This window comes from Mesorhizobium sp. M1322 (assembly GCF_040318085.1).
Classification (GTDB): domain Bacteria; phylum Pseudomonadota; class Alphaproteobacteria; order Rhizobiales; family Rhizobiaceae; genus Mesorhizobium.
Map to the genome: position 1 here is coordinate 1 of NZ_JAMYLP010000035.1, position 16259 is coordinate 16259.

16 protein-coding genes are annotated in these 16259 nt (G+C 61.9%); 4 read left to right on the top strand and 12 right to left on the bottom strand.

The window, feature by feature from the left end; genetic code table 11:
* On the top strand, positions 1–329 hold a 329-nt coding region (locus NKH12_RS15100), incomplete at its 5' end, for a transposase (RefSeq protein WP_352953857.1).
* 343 nt (positions 330–672) lie between these two features.
* On the opposite strand, the gene NKH12_RS15105 is transcribed toward NKH12_RS15100, so the two are convergent.
* Together NKH12_RS15105 and NKH12_RS15110 are read right to left on the bottom strand one after the other, a co-directional pair.
* A complete protein-coding gene (locus tag NKH12_RS15105) occupies positions 673–3855 on the bottom strand; it encodes an efflux RND transporter permease subunit (protein WP_352953858.1) in 3183 nt (1060 codons plus the stop codon).
* Positions 3852–5063: an efflux RND transporter periplasmic adaptor subunit gene (locus NKH12_RS15110; protein ID WP_352953859.1), complete on the bottom strand. Its 1212-nt coding sequence runs from the start codon at positions 5061–5063 to the stop codon at positions 3852–3854. The genes NKH12_RS15105 and NKH12_RS15110 overlap by 4 nt, the downstream gene beginning before the upstream one ends.
* Positions 5064–6038: 975 nt before the next feature.
* On the opposite strand from NKH12_RS15110, the gene NKH12_RS15115 reads away from it, so the two are divergent.
* Complete coding sequence (locus NKH12_RS15115) at positions 6039–7544, top strand: Ig-like domain-containing protein (protein WP_352953860.1); 1506 nt, start codon at positions 6039–6041, stop codon at positions 7542–7544.
* A 264-nt stretch (positions 7545–7808) separates the two neighbouring features.
* On the opposite strand, the gene NKH12_RS15120 is transcribed toward NKH12_RS15115, so the two are convergent.
* From NKH12_RS15120 to NKH12_RS15130, 3 genes are all read right to left on the bottom strand, one after another.
* The gene (locus tag NKH12_RS15120) at positions 7809–8060 is read right to left on the bottom strand and encodes a DUF6074 family protein (RefSeq protein ID WP_352953861.1); all 252 of its coding nucleotides are present in this window, start codon (positions 8058–8060) and stop codon (positions 7809–7811) included.
* A 639-nt stretch (positions 8061–8699) separates the two neighbouring features.
* A complete protein-coding gene (locus tag NKH12_RS15125; protein WP_352953862.1) occupies positions 8700–9116 on the bottom strand; it encodes a GFA family protein in 417 nt (138 codons plus the stop codon).
* 24 nt (positions 9117–9140) lie between these two features.
* On the bottom strand, positions 9141–9617 hold the full coding sequence (locus tag NKH12_RS15130) for an SRPBCC family protein (protein WP_352953863.1): 477 nt from the start codon (positions 9615–9617) through the stop codon (positions 9141–9143).
* Positions 9618–9722: 105 nt separating this feature from the next.
* On the opposite strand from NKH12_RS15130, the gene folP reads away from it, so the two are divergent.
* Positions 9723–10556 carry a dihydropteroate synthase gene (folP, locus tag NKH12_RS15135; protein WP_352953864.1) on the top strand — a complete coding sequence of 278 codons (834 nt, stop codon included), beginning with the start codon at positions 9723–9725 and terminating at the stop codon, positions 10554–10556.
* A 94-nt stretch (positions 10557–10650) separates the two neighbouring features.
* Here the strand turns inward: folP and pqqE are convergent, their stop codons facing one another.
* Genes pqqE through pqqB form a run of 4 tightly spaced genes read right to left on the bottom strand, consistent with a single transcriptional unit; the run spans position 10651 to position 13755 of the window.
* The gene (pqqE, locus tag NKH12_RS15140) at positions 10651–11772 is read right to left on the bottom strand and encodes a pyrroloquinoline quinone biosynthesis protein PqqE (protein WP_352953865.1); all 1122 of its coding nucleotides are present in this window, start codon (positions 11770–11772) and stop codon (positions 10651–10653) included.
* Positions 11769–12065 carry a pyrroloquinoline quinone biosynthesis peptide chaperone PqqD gene (gene pqqD, locus NKH12_RS15145; protein ID WP_352953866.1) on the bottom strand — a complete coding sequence of 99 codons (297 nt, stop codon included), beginning with the start codon at positions 12063–12065 and terminating at the stop codon, positions 11769–11771. The genes pqqE and pqqD overlap by 4 nt, the downstream gene beginning before the upstream one ends.
* Complete coding sequence (pqqC, locus tag NKH12_RS15150; protein WP_352953867.1) at positions 12062–12820, bottom strand: pyrroloquinoline-quinone synthase PqqC; 759 nt, start codon at positions 12818–12820, stop codon at positions 12062–12064. The genes pqqD and pqqC overlap by 4 nt, the downstream gene beginning before the upstream one ends.
* On the bottom strand, positions 12817–13755 hold the full coding sequence (pqqB, locus tag NKH12_RS15155) for a pyrroloquinoline quinone biosynthesis protein PqqB (protein ID WP_352953868.1): 939 nt from the start codon (positions 13753–13755) through the stop codon (positions 12817–12819). Before pqqB ends, pqqC begins: the two co-directional genes overlap by 4 nt.
* 220 nt (positions 13756–13975) lie before the next feature.
* On the opposite strand from pqqB, the gene NKH12_RS15160 reads away from it, so the two are divergent.
* Positions 13976–14113, top strand: coding sequence for a hypothetical protein (locus NKH12_RS15160; protein WP_352953869.1), 138 nt, complete (start codon positions 13976–13978; stop codon positions 14111–14113).
* A gap of 56 nt (positions 14114–14169) precedes the next feature.
* On the opposite strand, the gene NKH12_RS15165 is transcribed toward NKH12_RS15160, so the two are convergent.
* From NKH12_RS15165 to NKH12_RS15175, 3 genes are read right to left on the bottom strand one after another with little or no spacing between them, the layout of a single operon-like run.
* Complete coding sequence (locus tag NKH12_RS15165) at positions 14170–14727, bottom strand: PQQ-dependent catabolism-associated CXXCW motif protein (protein ID WP_352953870.1); 558 nt, start codon at positions 14725–14727, stop codon at positions 14170–14172.
* A 10-nt stretch (positions 14728–14737) separates the two neighbouring features.
* Positions 14738–15601 (bottom strand): quinoprotein dehydrogenase-associated putative ABC transporter substrate-binding protein, encoded by an 864-nt coding sequence (locus NKH12_RS15170; protein ID WP_352953871.1) that lies wholly within the window; start codon positions 15599–15601, stop codon positions 14738–14740.
* Between the two features lies 1 nt (position 15602).
* Entirely contained in the window at positions 15603–16127 is a 525-nt protein-coding gene (locus NKH12_RS15175) for a c-type cytochrome, methanol metabolism-related (protein WP_352953872.1), read from the bottom strand.
* Positions 16128–16259: the final 132 nt, after the last annotated feature.

Consider the following 16259-nt stretch of genomic DNA (forward strand, 5'->3'; position numbering starts at 1 on the left):
GCCGCGTTCTCGCCGACGCCGGCTATCGCGGCCACAACGCACCGGAGAGCCACAAGTTCAGGGTCTTCACCAGCGGCCAGAAACGCCGTGTCACCCCAGCCATCAAGCGCCAGATGCGCCGCCGCTCCGCGATCGAGCCGGTGATCGGCCACATCAAGGCTGAGCACCGGATGGGCCGCAACTATCTCGCCGGCAAGCAGGGCGATGCCGTCAACGCCATCCTGGCCGCCGCCGGCTACAACTTCTCCCTCCTGCTCAGGTGGCTGAAGCAATTTTTGTGGCTCTTGATCGCCGCGTTCCTGAACCGGCCGAAGCAGCTTGCCGCTTAGCGGTCAAGATTGTTCACGGTCGACTAATTTATGGCCGACGTCTTTCTAAAGTGGGCCACTTGAGCTCCGCTATACCCGCCGTATTCAGGTTGAATGTTGTCGCCTGACCACGATCCAAGGCAGGGGAAGCGGTCTTGCGCCTGTTTCTATCCTCTATTTTTGCTCCTGTTCGTCGGTCGGCCGACGACCCCAGCGGCGATCGGCTCGATGCGCGCTTTTCTACGTGATCCAGACGGCCTGGGCGTGGACGATGCGAAGCGAGCGATACGGCGCGCCGCTCGCGAGATCCAGGAACCCGCCGGTCCGGCTTCAGCCTGAACCCGGCGCCTCATCGGCTCGGCGTCTACTCGGCTGCGCCGCTCTCGGAAGCCAGGGTCGGGCCGGCTTCAGGCCGCCTGCGCCGGAATGTCCTGCGCAGAGCAACGTAGAAGACCGGCGTCAGGAAGAGGCCGAACAACGTCACGCCCAGCATGCCGGAGAACACGGCCGTGCCGAGCGATTGGCGCATTTCCGCGCCAGGCCCGCTGGCGATCACTAGCGGCACCACGCCCAGGATGAAGGCGAATGCCGTCATCAAGATCGGCCGCAGCCGCAGCCGGCAGGCCTCGACAGCCGCCTCGACGGCGTCAAGGCCGCGCTCCTCACCTTGGCGCGCGAATTCGACGATCAGGATCGCGTTTTTCGCCGCCAGGCCGATGAGCACGATCAGCCCGATCTGCACGAGGATGTTGTTGTCGAGACCGCGGAAGGCGACGCCCAAGAGTGCGGCCAGCACGCTGAGCGGGACGATAAGCACGATGGCGAAGGGTGTAATCCAGCTTTCGTATAGCGCGGCGAGCGCCAGAAAGACGAACAGAACCGACAGGCCGAAGATGAAGATCGCCGTGCTGCCGGTCTGTCGCTCCTGGAAGGCGAGTTCAGTCCATTCGAAGGAAGTGCCCTGCGGCAGCGATTCGGCTGCGATCCCCTCCATCAGGTCGAGCGCCGTGCCCGTGGCGACACCCGGCGCTGCATTGCCTTGAAGCGGCACGGAGACATACATGTTGTAGCGTTGCACGAGCGAGGGACCGGTGACGTCGCGGATCTCGACCAGTGTGCCGAGCGGCACCAGGTCGCCGGCCGCCGAGCGCACCTTCAGCTTCAATATGTCGTCGCGATCGATGCGGAAAGCCTGGTCGGCTTGCGCCCGCACTTGGTAGACGCGACCGAAGGCATTGAAATCGTTGACATAGGCGGTGCCTAGATTGATCGACAGCGTCTCGAAGATGTTGGGGATCGGCACGTTCAGCATGCGCGCCTTGTCGCGGTCGATCGCCAGGAAGAATTGCGGGCTGGAGGCCGAGAAGGTGGTGAAGACGCCCATCAACCCGGGCGTCTGGTTGGCCTTGCCGGCGATTTCGTTGGCCAGCGCCAGAATCGGCCGCATGTCGGCGCTGTTGCGCTCCTGGAGCATCATCTTGAAGCCGCCGGAGTTGCCGATGCCCCGCACTGGCGGCGGCGGCAGCGCGATGATGAAGGCCTCCTGGATGCTTTGCAGGCTGCCAAACAGCGTGCCGATGATCTTGTCGGAAGTATCGCCGCTCTCGAGCCGTTCCTCGAAGCTCTTGAATGGCGCGAAGATCACGCCGGAATTGCTGGCGTTGGTGAATGTCGCGCCGTTGAATCCTGCGAAGGCGACGGCGTTGGCGACACCCGGCGTCGCGCGGATGATATCCGACGCCTTCTGGATGATTGCGTCCGTTCGGGCGAGCGAAGAGCCTTCCGGCAATTGCACGACGACGATCGCATAACCCTGGTCCATGTTCGGGATGAAGCCGCGCGGCACCGTCTGCAGCATGTGATAGGTCGCGTAGAGCAGTCCTGCGAAGACGAGCAGCATGGCGGCAAGCGCCAGAGTCGTGCCGACCAGTCTGTGCACCAGCCACGCATAGCCTTCAGCCATCCTGTCGAACCCGTTGTTGAACCCGTTCGCCAGAGCGCGGCCGAACCTTGCCAGGAAGAAGTTCGAATGTTCCTCGATGTGCGGCTTGAAAAGCACGCCAGCGAGAGCCGGCGAAAGCGTCAGCGAGTTGAATGCGGAGATCGCGGTGGAGACCGCGATGGTGATGGCGAACTGCAGGTAGAACTGGCCGGAAATCCCGGGAATGAAAGCCGCCGGAACGAAGACGGAGATCAGCACCACCGAGATCGCGAGGACCGCGTTTCCCACTTCATCCATGGTCTTGTGCGCAGCGGCGCGCGGAGCGAGCCCCAGCCGGATGTTCCGCTCGATATTTTCCACAACCACGATGGCGTCGTCGACAACGATGCCGACCGCCAGCACCAGCCCGAACAGAGTGAGCATGTTGAGCGAGAAGCCGAAGGCTAGCAGCACGGCAAGCGTGCCGATCAGCGAGACCGGTATCGCCACGATCGGTACGATCGCCATGCGCCACGACTGCAGGAACACGATGATGACGATCACCACCAGCAGGATCGCCTCGGCGATGGTGACATAGACCTCGTTGATAGATTCGGCGATGAACTCGGTCGGATTGTAGATGATCTCGTAGGCCAGCCCATCCGGGAAATCCTCCGAAAGTGCCGCGATGGTCTCCTGGATTTCTTCCGCCGAGGCCAAGGCATTGGTGCCCGGCCGCTGGAAGATGCCGAGCGCCACCGCCGCCTTGTTGTTGAGATAGGAATTGGTGACGTAGTCCCTGGCGCCGAGCTCTATGCGCGCCACGTCCTGCAGGGAGATCAAGCGGCCGTCCTCGGTCGACTTGACTATGACGTAGCGGAAGTCGCGCGCGTCTTCGAAGCGCCCTTGCGTGGTGACCGTATACTGGAAGGCCGAGCCGTCGCCAATCGGCGGCGCGCCGATCGAGCCGCCCGACACCTGGACGTTCTGGTCGCGCAGCGCCTGGACCACGTCGCCTGCGGTCATGCCGTAGGCGGACAGCTTTTCCGGGTCGAGCCAGACGCGCAGCGAATATTCGCGCTCGCCGAAGATCTGCACGTCGCCGACGCCGTCCAGTCTCAGCAGGACGTCGCGCACGCGCGAACGCGCATAATTCGAGACGTAGAGCTGATCATAGGTGTCGTCGGGCGACAGCATATGGATGACCATCATCAGGTCGGGCGAACTTTTCGCCGTGGTGATACCGAGCCGGCGCACCTCTTCCGGCAGGCGCGCTTCGGCGATCGAGACGCGGTTCTGGACCAGCACCTGCGCCGCGTCGAGATCGGTGCCGGGGCGGAAGGTGATGGTGAGCGACATCGAGCCGTCGCCGGAGGAATAGGACGACATGTAGAGCATGTGCTCGACGCCGTTGATTTCCTGTTCGATCGGCGTCGCCACGGTCGCGGCGACCGTCTCGGCGTCGGCGCCCGGATAGGAGGCGCGCACCACGATGGTCGGTGGCGCGATTTCGGGATATTGCGCGACCGGAAGCTGCGTATAGGCGATACCGCCGACGAGCACGAGCACGATCGACAGCACCGCCGCGAAGATCGGGCGGTTGACGAAGAAATGGGCGAAGTTCATTGCGTCTGCCCTTCGGCTTCAACCTTGGGCGGCAATTTGGTCATCTCGGACTTGACGGTGACGCCCGGCCGCACGCGCACCAGCCCGTTGATTACCACGGTCTCTTCGCCGGTGAGGCCCTCGCGGATAACGCGATAGCCGTCGATGCGCGGGCCGGTGCGGACCGGCTTGGCCGAGACCAGGCCTGCCTCGTCGACAACGAAGACGATGCGGCGGTTCTGGTCGGCGCCGATCGCCTCGTCAGGCAGAAGCACGCCCGGATGCGGCAGCGAGCCGGGCACGTTGATGCGGCCGAACATGCCCGGCTGCAGCACGCCGTCCTTGTTGTCGAAGCGCGCCCTGGCCCGCATCGTGCCGGTAGCTTCGTCCAGACGGTTCTCGGCGAAGTCGAGTTTGCCCTTGAACGTCGCTTCATCACGGTCGGCGACACGGACGACAACATCGACGCCGCCGGCGCCCTCCTGCATGACGCCGCCGCGCTCGCGGGCGTCGCGCGCATAAGAGAAGTAGGTCCGCTCATCGATGTCGAAATAGAAGTTGATCGGGTCGATCGAGACGATGGTGGTCAGTACGGTCTGGTCGGCCTGCACCAGATTGCCCGGCGAGATGAGCCGGCGGTCGACCCGGCCGGAAAACGGCGCCTTGATCGCGGTGAATTCGAGATCGAGACTTGCGTTTTCAAGTGCCGCCTCCGCGCCGTCCAGTTGCGCTTGGGCAGCGAGATATTCGCGGCGGCGGTCGTCCAGTGTCGAAACCGGTATGTTGCCTTCGCGCGACAGGGTCTCGGCGCGCTCGAACTGCATCTTGCTGAATTCGACCAGGGTCTTGGCCGAGTCGACCTGCGCCTGCGCCTGGTTCAGCGCCGCCTTGAACGGACGCTGGTCGATGGTGAACAGGAGGTCGCCCTGCTTGACCAGCGTACCGTCCTGGAAATGGACCCGGTCGAGATAGCCGCCGACGCGGGAGCGCAGCGAAACCTGGTCGACGGCTTCGAAACGGCCGACGAACTCATCGTCCTCGACGATATCGCGCACCAGCGGCTTGGCTACCGTGACGACGGGCGCGGGAGGCGCTTCCTGCGCCTGTGCGGCCGGGGTCGCGAGCAAGCCGATCGCCGCGAAGGCCGCGGCGGCGAGCCATTTTTCAGGGACGTTTCTGCTGGAGGGGGCGGCCAGAGAATCGTGGCGGAGGCGTGCAGTGTGAACCATGGTTACCCCTCGTAATCGGCCCTTCATGCGAAGTCCGTAACATCTAGGCAGCGGGTGTGCCGCACAAATCAATTTTTTGAACTGACCACCACAACCGACAGCTTGCTATAGAACAAACATCGAACATCATCAACCTTGACAAGGAAGCTGCTAACCGGGGAGCGCGAACGCACATCTCGCGTTTATCCGCTGCGTAGGCATCGCCATGCGCTCGAGCTAAACGCGGATCTGACGAGCCATTGCGCATCCCGACGTGCGGCGGTTCTGTCGGGAGGAAAAGGGCCGCTCTCGCATAGAGGTCCGACCTGCTTCTCATTCTGCGGTTATAGGCGGCGATATAGGCTTCGATGAAATCGGCAGATTGGACATTTGCCACACTCCGAAAACGCTATTGCACCACCCGCATAGCACTGGGACGCGACAATCGCACGTCCGCTCGTCTCTCCTGCAGTTTGGAAAAAGATCGTCGACAAGCGGCGCATGTAGCGCGAACGAGGGTGAGGCCGAACCGGTCAAGCATCCTCCGGGCCCACCGTGGTTTTGTCAATTTTAACTCGGCAATCCGGTCCAGAAGTGCTTCGCTGCCCACCGGCTGCCCCGACGCCGACATTAAATTACGGTGACAGTGTGCACCATTTTCTTCTTCCCGGCCTGCCGCGCTTCCCGATTTCACGGTTTTCCGGTTTTGCTCGGCAATCTAGAAGTACTTCGCTGCCCACCAGCCGCACAGATGCCGAGATCGGCGGGAGCAGCAATGCAAGTCAAGTCATGGGTCCGATCTACACAGTGACGGCCGAGCAGACACAGCAAAAAGTGCACTGTCGTCGTAATTCCGCGCCCGAGCAACAGAATTAACCACCTTCGAAGAAGGCGAAGGGCGGTTGGGTTGTCACCCATCCGTCTCGCGTAACATGTTGCTGTTGGAATTGGGGACATCCGCAGCACGTCCAGGCGAAAAGGCAAGGAAGAGACAGGATGCCGACCTTAAGCAATGGCAGTGAACTTATCGTATGGAACGAATCCGAGAATCCCAATCCGACCCCTGACTCGGTCCTTTTCAGCATTACGGAAACAGACGGCGACGTAATCGGACCGATAGGCGCCAAGCCGGATTTCCCCTTCGGTGGGATCGAACTAGCTTCGGTCGATGTCTTCGACGGCTTCTTCACCATCACCAGCTTCACCCACGAGGGCAGGACCGAAACCTGGACGACAGTGGAAACGCAGGTCTTCGACAACGAAGGCAATTTTCTCCGCACCATATCCGACCAGGCGGCCTTCCAGTCGGTCCAGACCGTCTCGATCAGCGCCGACAGCCCAGACGACCTCACGGTGACATGGATCGGGGCGAACGAATATTTCGGCGGCGAAAACACCCAATACGGTCAGCACCAGATCATCTTGAAAGGGGGCGTGCTTCAGTCCGATACCTTCGTTAATCACGCGCCCACTGTTGCCGACCAGGACTTGTCGATTTCGCAGGCGCAATCGCTCGACGACGTCAAGTTCAGCGCGACAGATGCCGACTACGATCTCTTGAACTTTATCGTCTTGGACGGGCCGGACAGCAGCGCCCTGGAGCAGGAGACGAGATTCGACGGTAACTACTACCCGTTTCACCAGGGTCACTATGGCACTACCCTGCACTATCATGCGGATTTTCTGAGCGGAAACCTGTTCGACTACACACCGGAGGCCGGCTTCATCGGCACCGACAGCTTTACGGTTTACGCCACGGACGGCCAGGGCAACAGCAATGTGGCGACGATTACGATCACCGTCACTCCGCCGGCCGAAACCATTACCCTGACTGACGCCAAAAACATCGCGAGCTACGCAAGCCATGATCATGCGGTGCTCGTCGCCGCGCTGGGCGGGGACGACCGCATCAGCGGCACCCCGTTCAACGATACGCTCGACGGCGGTGCCGGCCACGACCAACTGTTCGGCGGCGCGGGCGCGGACGATATCATTGGAGGCGCGGGCACCGATTGGCTGAAGGGCGGCGCTGGCGATGACGAGATCAGCGGTGGTGAGGGCGCAGACGGCGTCCGCGGTGACACTGGCGACGACGTCCTCGACGGCGGCGCCGGCTCCGACGACATGCGAGGCGGTGCTGGCGACGACATCCTCAATGGCGGCGCCGGCCGCGACCGGCTGGCCGGCGAGGGGGGCAGGGATGTCTTCGTGTTCGACGCACTTGGGTCGGCGAACTACGACAGGATAGAAGACTTCAATGCGCTCGACGATGTGTTCTGGCTCGACAGTTCCGCATTCGTCGGGCTGTCGGCCGGCTCGCTTTCCGCTGCGGTTTTCGTCGTCGGCAAGCACGCCATCGATGACAACGACCACATTATTTACGACAAGCAGACCGGCGATCTGCTGTTCGATGTGGACGGGGCAGGAGGAGCGGCGACTGTCAAGTTTGCCGCCGTTGACCCGAGCACATTCATCACAGTGGACGACTTCTTCGTGTTATAGGCGCGCATGGTGGGGCGCAGCTACATGGACCGGGCGTGATCCGTCCATGCGCAGGATTTACCTCCCCATTGCGCAGGAAGGGGGGTCAGGGCTCATCCGAGCGTTCATGACCCGACTGGCTGGTCTCTGCATCGGTGAGGCATGATTTCGACGAACGCGGCTATCTTTCATCCGCATTGAGAAACCTTAATTTGACGAATGCAGTGGTGCTACGCTTGCGGAGCCCGGTGTCTCCACGCCGCAATTCATGGTCGTGAGCCGATGCTATTGTGCGAGTTTCGCCGCACTGCGGGTGGCTATATCGCCCAAGACAGCATGAAGAAGCGGTCCAACTTCCTGTTCGGCCAGCCCGGGTGCAATTCCTGATTCGGATAGTTGAACGAGAATTGCCTTGGCGGTGCTGCGCCAGAAGGCGTTCGCGTCCTCCCCGTTCTTGGATTCCAGGACCCGGGCGATCCCTTCGACCAATTTCCGCCGCCGATGCAGCGGAAATGCGCTTATGTTTGAATCGCACATCGATCACCTCACCCCTTCAGTTGCGCGAATAAGCATTGGCGGGTTAGAAAATTTGGTTAACAGCGCTCTTTTTGACGGTGGTCAGCAACGGAACAAAGCGTCCACTGGGCTCGATGGACGGTGCCGCGAAAAGGGAGTGGACGCAGCGGCATGGGCGAGTTCGAGTCCCTGTTAAAGAACTCCATCGGCGATGACCCAGCCGCGGGGGATCACGCAGGAAACGATACGGTACAACCGATCAAGCCGCTTTAGGGCAGGCAGGCTTGGAAGTTGTGTGCGTCAAGTTCTGCAAATGGCATGGCATTCAGCGGTGACGTTGGCGTGCCCGCCGCGCAGCCGCAACCCAAGCGGTAGAACTGCCGTCGGAGGTCATAAAGGCCCCTGTCGATACAGACCGTGATCGGGCTGCCAAGCTGGTGGAGCAAAACGGATTGACTGCAGCCGAGCAGGTGACAAGTCCAAATAGCAGTAGCTGCCCGCGACCGCAGCACCGAACTCTCGAGCTGACAACAAGATTAGGCTCGCCGCGTCACGGAGCAGTCATCGAAGTCTGCGTAGCTCACCGGCCGACCCGCGCCCGTGGGGCGCAGGTGATCCGTTTCCCGAAGGTAGGGGCGCGTCCGCTATGACGCCGGGCCGTTAGCCCGATGGCATCTTCTCGAACGTCGTCAGGCCGGTTTCCATCTTGTCCCAGGGGAGGGCCCGGCTACCGTAGGTCACAACGGTCGGATTGAACCGGCCCGGATCGTCAAGGCTTGCGGCATGGACCGTGATCACGTCCGGCATGGCGGCGTATGTCAGGTAGGTCGGCGTTCCGCAGACCGGGCAGAACGAATGGATTTTCTCATTCCCGTTGTCTGCCGCGACACGCCAGTCCGTCGTCACGCCGGTGATCGTCACGTCCGCCCGCGACGGAAACGTCAGGTAAGATCCGTGGCCGGTGCCGCTTCTTTTCTGGCAATCGCGGCATTGGCAGTGGTTCTCGAAGATCGGGGTTGCCTTTGCCTGATAGCGGACCGCGCCGCACGCGCATCCGCCGGTGTAGAGAGTGCTCATCTGCTCGGCTCCTAGTTCCCGGGTTCAGGCCGCCCGTTCGGACACGCGCGGCTTGGCGAAGACATCGATCGCCTGACCCGTTTCGAGGAAGGATTTCAGGCTGGAGAGGACGACCGGCCACCCTTTTTTGATGCCGTTCGCCATCCCGCTGCCGGCCTTGAGTTCGTCATGGGTGACGGTCAGCCTGACCATGGCCTCGTATTCCTCGAGCTCGAAGGTCACCCGGCTGTAGCTCGCCGGATCGGACGCCTGCGAAGCGTTTGCCCAGGTGATGACGAGACGGGTCGGCGGGGAGACCTCGACGACCTTGCCGACGAGTTCGACAGTCCGTTCATCATCGGTGCGGATATGCTCCCAGCTCGAACCGGGCTTCCAGTCGGAGACGTTTTCGTGGCCCCAGTAGCGCCGTGCGAGGTCTGGTTTGGTTATGGCCTCGAACACCTTTCCCGGTGTCGAGACAATATAGGTCGTGTAGGTAAAGCTGATCGTTTCCTTGGTCATTGCAATGCTCCGTTTGTTTCACGAGTACAGGTAGATGGGGAGACCGGACTCGTGTGAGTGACAATCGTGTCGCGAATGGCTTCTAATATGATGGAAGGTTGATGCATGACGCGCTGGCAGCTCGCTCATGGACGGCATCTCGACATTGGCGCGAAATCGTTGCTGATGGGGATTTTGAACGTTACGCCGGACAGTTTTTCCGACGGGGGAGAATTCGCTTGGCCGGAGCGGGCGCTCCAGCAGGCGCGGCGCATGATCGGCGAGGGCGCGGCGATCATCGACGTCGGCGGCGAGTCCACCCGGCCCGGCGCCGGCGCCGTTTCGGCGCGCGAGGAACAATCGCGCATCCTTCCGGTCATCGAGGCGCTGTCGTCAGACGGCGGCAGCCTCGTTTCGGTCGACACCTATCGGGCCGAGACGGCGCGTCTGGCGGTCGCCGCGGGCGCGCATATCGTCAACGACGTGCATGGCCTGCAGCGCGAACCCGACATCGCGCAGGTCGCGGCGGAAACCGGCGCCGGCATCGTCATCATGCACACCGGGCGCGACCGTGAAAAACTGGCGGATGTGATCGCCGACCAGTTCCTGTTCCTGAACAGATCGCTGGAGATCGCGCGCGACGCCGGCATCCCGGATGACCGGATCGTGCTGGACCCCGGCTTCGCCTTCGCCAAGGACGGAGAGGAAAACCTTGAGCTCATGGCGCGCTTCGGTGAATTGCGCGCTCTCGGTTTTCCATTGCTGGTCGGCACGTCACGCAAGCGTCTTGCCCGTCACCTGGTCGGCGGAACTGACGAGGGGCGGGACGTCGGCACAGCGGCGACCAGCGTCATCCTACGGCTGAAGGGCGCTTCGATCTTCCGCGTGCACAATATCGCGGTCAATCGCGATGCACTGGCTTTCGCCGACGCGGTGCGCGAGCGCGAGACCGGGGAATAATGCATGTCGCCCAAAAGCATGCTCTCGGGCTTGAACCGAGGGTGCGCAGCGGTTTTAGGATAACGACATGCATAAAAACAAGAACTTAGGCGCGTCAGGCGGGCTCGGTCACGACGCCGATCCGCCGGTAGACGAATTGTTCGTCGTGCGAAGGAACTGCCGCAGCACGCTGGGCTTCGTCGATCAGCATGGCCATGCGCGCATGGATCGGCGATTTCGCGCAAGCCGGGTCCGTCGCGGCGGCATCGCCGGCGATCGCCATCGCCTGGCAGCGGCAGCCGCCCCAGTCGATCTCACGCCGTTCGCAGCTGCGGCAGGGCTGCTGCATCCAGTCCGTGCCGCGAAAGGCGTTGAATGCCGGCGAATCCGTCCATATCTCGGCCAGGCTGCGCGGTCCAAAACGCTCGAAGCTGAGCGACGGGATGGTCTGCGCGGCATGGCATGGCAGCACGGTGCCGTCCGGCGCCACCATGAAGGCGTCGCGCGCCCAGCCGCCCATGCACGGCTTGGGATAGATGGCGAAATAATCCGGCGTGACGAAATCGATGTTCATGATGCCGGTGAGCCGTTCGCGCGCCGCCGCGACGATCTCCGCCTGATGGTCGACCGCAGCACGCTCGGGCATCAGTTGATCGCGATTGGTCAGCGCCCAGCCGGCGTACTGTACGTTGGCGATCTCAAGCCGCTCCGCGCCCAGCGAGAGGGCCAGATCGATGAATTCCGGCACCTCCTCGATGTTGTGGCGATGGATCGGCGCGTTGATGGTCAGCGGCAGGCCGGCCGCCCGAGCGCGGCGTGCCGTCTCCAGCTTCTTTTCGTGGCCGCCTTTGTGATTGCCGATGCGATCGGTGGTCGTCGGCCGTGCGCCTTGAAAGCTCAGCTGCAGATGGTCGAGCCCGGCTTCGGCAAACGCCTCGATGCGGCCTTCGGCAATGCCGACGCCGGCGGTGATCAAGTTGGTGTAGACGCCGCGCGCCGAAAGCCCGGCGATCAGTTGCTCGAGATCGCGGCGCAGCGTCGGTTCGCCGCCCGACAGATGCACCTGGAGAACGCCGAGATCGGCCGCCTGCGAGAACAGGTCGAGCCAGGTCTGTGTGTCGAGTTCGCGATTGGCCTTCAGCAGTTCGAGCGGATTGGAGCAATAGGGGCATTGCAGCGGACAGCGATGCGTCAGTTCCGCCAGCATGCCGATCGGAGGGAGAAGGGGCTCGCTCATAGCTTCACCAGCAGCTTGTCCGACCATTCCTGCAGGAAGGCGATGACGTCGGCAGCCACGGCCTCCTGTTCGGCATCATAATCCGCGGCAAGGCCGGCGATGATGTGGCCGACCGTGGACCGTCCATCGCAGCGGCGCAATATGTCGAGGCTGATGTCGTTCGGCCAAAATACTTTTTCCGGCGAAAGCACGGCGAAGGCCTGCCGCACGGGGTCGTACTGTATGCGCACGTGCTTCGGCAGCGACGGCACCGACTGCGGCGACACCAGGGCTCTCTCGCGCAGCGCCATCATCGGGCTGCCTCCGGACGGAAGGCGCCAGGCGGGATGTTTCCCGGCTCGCCATAGGCGTGTTGAAGCGCGTCGAGCATGGCCCACAGTATATCGCATTTGAACACCAGCGCATCGATCGCCTGCTGCTGGCGTTCCGCCGTGTCGGCATGGCCGAGCACGTAGGCGAGGGCGAAGTCGGCGTCGCGCGAGGCCTGTTCGGGCCGTCGGGTGAAGTAGGCCAGCGTATCCTCGGTGATGTAATCGTATTTGGCCAGCATCGCCGGGACCCGCTCGCCGATGATGAGCGGCGAGAACATCTCGGTCAGCGACGATGCGACCGCCTCGAACAGCGTCCGGTTCGTGCAAAAGGAGAGGTAAGCGCCGACCGCGAAACGTGTCGCCGGCAGTGCCAGCCTTTCGCTCTTCACGTCATCGGGATCGAGGCCAAGCGAGGTCGCCAGATGCAGCCAGCGCGCAATACCGCCGCTCCAGCCGTCCTCGCCGTCATGGTCCTCGATGCGTTTGCGCCAGGCGGCGCGAAACGCCGGATCTTCGGCATGAGCCAGGATCATGGCATCCTTGCGCGGGATGACTGCCTGGTAGCAGTAGCGGTTCAGCGCCCAGGCCTGCATCTCGGTCCTCGACAGCGCACCGCTGGTCATCCTGTGATGGAAAGGATGGCGGTTATGATAGCGCTCGGCACCGACCTGACGCAGCACGGCTTCGAGCTCGCTGGAGGACAGGCCGTTCCTGGCTACGTCGTGGAAATTACTCAAAATTCCATCTCCATCCCGTCGCGGGCGACTTCCCAGCCAGCCGCTTTGACCGCTGCGTGTTCGCCGGAATTCTCGTCCAGAACAGGGTTGGTATTGTTGATATGAACGAAGACACGGCGGCCGATCCTCACATCGGCCAAGCCGGCGATCGAACCCGCGTCTCCCGACATTGCCAGATGCCCCATGCGCGCACCGGTTTTTTGCCCGACGCCGGCAGCAATCATCTCGTCGTCGGTGTAGACCGTGCCGTCGAACAGAAGGCAGGCGGCATCGGCTAGACGCGTGCGCAGGGTCGCATCGATGCGCGCGCAGCCCGGGATATAGAAGACGGAGCCGCGACTGCCGGCACCAGTGATGCGGACGCCGATCGTGTCGCCCGACTCGGAGCTGAAATTGGCATCCGGCTGGCTTCTTTCCTCGAGATAGAGGGCTATCTTTCCGGGCACGGGAAAGCTCTCCACAATCACGCCGGTGTCGTGGCCGTCTGCATCGCAGATCGCCAGTTCTTCCGCCGACGGCAAGGTGCGTCGCGGCACAAGCGCCGGATCGAGGACATTGAAAATCGAATTCGCCTCCAGCGTCGCCAGAACCTGTGTCGTTGCATAGATAGCGAAGGGCTGCCGCTCACGCAGGCTGAGCAGGCCGGCGACATGATCGACATCGGCATTGGTCAGCACCACCGCACGGACAGGCGTCGAACGCAGCGGCGCATCCTGCGCGGGCTGCAATTCAGGCGTTTGCGCAATCTGCTGGCGAATATCGGGCGAGGCGTTGAAGAGCACCCAGCCGGCCCCATCCACTGACGCGGCGATGCTTGATTGGGTTCGCGAATACACGCCAGCCATCCCGGTGCGAGCCGCGCGGCTCAGGCGATAGTTGCAATTCCATTGCGGAAAGCCACCGCCTGCCGCCGAGCCGATGATTTTCAAGCGCATTGCAGTGCCCGCTCTGCGGCTTGTTCAACCGGCAGCAAGTTTTCGACCGCGAATGGCTTCGCGCCCGCATTGAACGCGCCAAAGCCTTTCCCGAAGACCTCGCGCGGCAAGGCAGTGCGTGCCCCCGTTGCCAGGGACACGCACCTCTGCGGCCTACTTCTTGGGAGGAATTTCAGCAGGCAGATACCGCGAAATTTCGAAGCCCGCAGCAACTTGGCACATGGTCGGTTTTGTCCAGCTCTTCTTCATGGCATTTCTCCTCTTCTACCAGCCCGAAGGGGCCGATCCTTTTTTCAGTCAACCATTGCTGGGCACCTTTGCAATGGCTCGTCCATCAGCTCTCAAAATGGACAAATGAAAGGATAGGTTCTGAAAGTCGAAAAACAAGGCGATTGAAAATAGCAATGCTCATGCTCAATTGCTAATCACATAAGGCTTCCTCTCCTCCAGCGGAAGGTTTGCACGTTCCCATCCATCGGCGCCGAGCGGATACCAGATCACCGAACTGTAGCCCCATTCGACGGCCCGTTTCGCGGCATTCCACGACATCCAGCAATTCGTCATGCAATAGAACAGGATAGCGCGCGATTTGTCGGGACCGGCTTCGGCCGCGAGGCCTTGGCGAAAATAACTGGCGGTCTCCTCGGAAATAGCGCCGTAACCGACATTGGCCAGCCAGGTGCTGCCTGGGATATCCTTTCTGATCGTCTCTCTCCAAATCGTTCCTGCCGGCAAATTGGCCGGCTTCGGCGTGTACGGCATGACGTCGAAGAACACCGCCTTCTTCCCCCGCCACAGCGCCTCCGCCTCTGCCGTCGTCACCACCTTCGCGCCCTGCAGCGTCTGCGGCACCGGCGCCCGATAGTCGTCCATCCGGTAGCCGCCGGGCTCGGCGATATCGCCAGCCCACATCGGTTCGGTCAGAGCCAGAAGGCCCGCAGCGACCAGCAAAATCGTCTCCTTTCCCTTCATACCGGTTTCGTCATTGCGTGATCGGATTATCGTGTTCGTCGATCAGCGGCACATTGTAGTCCAGCAGGATCCTGTTGATCTCCGCCTGGTTTTCCCTGATCACCCGGTTGAGCGTCCGCTTCCATTCCTGGTCGGATGGACGCACGCCCATTGTGATGCGGTAGGACATGCGCGAGCCGGTTTTTTCCTTCACCAGCGGAACGATCGTGAGATCGGCGCCGAGTTCCTTGGCATAGTAGCCTGCCATCGGTCCCCATATGACCGCCGCGTCGATCTTGCCGGCGAGCATGTCCTTGATCATGACCTCGCCCATGGAAGGGGTGAGGCGCGTATCCACCGCCAGCGGATAGATCTTTGCCGTTCGCAGGAGCTTGTTGGCGGCCATGTTGGCAGTCGGCGGCGTGCTTTCGACGACACCGATCTTCTTGCCGGTGAGTTTCGGATCCTCGATCGTCTCGACGCCTTCCATGCCGTTGCCCTTCGGGTGCACCAGCACATAGGAGGAGCGATAGTAGGCGTTGGTGTTCTGCACCAGTTCATCGCCTTGTGCGTAACCCATGATGATGTCGCATCGGTTGGCCGCCAGCGTGTTGCGCACGAAGCCAGCGACAACAGGAAACCATGTATAGGCGACGGACTTCCGGCCGGTTTTCGCGGCAACCAGTTCGGCCAGCCTGTTTTCGAAGCCTTCGCCGCTCTCGTCGGTGAAGGGCATGTTCGAAGGATCGGCGCAGACGCGCAGAATGTCTGGGTCGACCAGTTCTCCCGCGGCACCAAGGCCGGCGTCCTGCGCCTGGGCGTTCGAAGGCAGCAAGGCGAGTGCGCCAAGCATCGGCAGGACAAAGCGCAGCTTCAACGCATCACGGCCAATCATATCATCCACCCATACAGGATGCTTCGGCATCCTTCGCTGCCTGTGGCTTGTCTGTTTTCTTCGGCGGCCTGCCGCGGGGCGCCGCACCGTCGGCGCGGGCACGCAGATAGACGTAGAGATCATCCATATAGCAATAGACGTTCTTGTTGTCGCCAAAGGCAGGCATGACATTCTCCTTGCCGCCGCCGACATTCTTGCGGCCTTCGGCGACGATCGAGAGGAACGTGGCGTAATCCATAGTTTTCAAGCTGTTGACCAAGGCCGGCGCATAGCTCGAACCTGTGCCGTCCGGTCCGTGACAGACATGGCAATCGGAGTGATACCGGCGGTAACCGCTGAACGTGTACCAATCGACGGTTCCGTTTTCGATCTTGTAGGTCGGATTACCCTCCGCGTCGAAATGCTTGCCGCCTTCTTCCGTCACCGCCTTGGCTTTTTCCGCGCTGTCCTGGGCTTGTGCGAGGCTTGAACTTGCCAGAGGCAGCAGCGCCAGAGCGAGCGCGGAAATTACAATGCGAACGGACATTCAGACTCTTCCTTCATTTCGCCTGCACACGGTTTTTGCTGTCGTGAAGCGGCATTGATCGATGTTTGAGTGCGCGGCGAAATTGAGAGCCCGGTCCTGGCTTCCCGGTGATCCGGGCTCTCGCTTTTCAAG